General features: G+C 72.4%; 1 pseudogene. It reads right to left on the bottom strand.

Annotated features, from left to right (window positions below):
- Nucleotides 1-381: pseudogene (locus PUR61_RS14805) on the bottom strand (hypothetical protein); the annotation flags it as partial.

Genomic DNA, 381 nt, shown 5'->3' with positions numbered 1-381 from the left:
CGGTTCGCGTACGGCATACCGACCGAGTCGGTGCACTGGGTGACCGCCGCGGGCATCCGCCCCGGCGTCGACTCGGTGACCCTCGGCGACTCGGACGCGATCGCCCGCGCGGTGCTGGCCCTGCCGCTGGTGTCCGAGTCGAACCACAGGACCTTCAGGCCCTTGCCCGCGGCCGTCGCCGTGAACTGGGCCAGTTGCTGCTCCTGCTGCCGCTGGATCGCGGCGGACCGCTCCGTGACACCGAAGACCCTGGCGACGAGGTCCGCCACGGTCAGGCCCTCCGGCGCGACGGGCGACTGCGGCAGCAGGCCGAGCTTCTTCGCCACGTCCCTGGTCCTGAGCCTGACGATGTCCTCACCGTCCAGCACCACCGACCCCCGG

The sequence above is a fragment of the Streptomyces sp. BE20 genome (assembly GCF_036322525.1).
In the GTDB taxonomy this organism is placed as follows: Bacteria; Actinomycetota; Actinomycetes; order Streptomycetales; family Streptomycetaceae; genus Kitasatospora.
The sequence above is the reverse complement of the archived record's forward strand: the minus strand, read 5'-3'. Positions and strand labels throughout refer to the sequence as shown.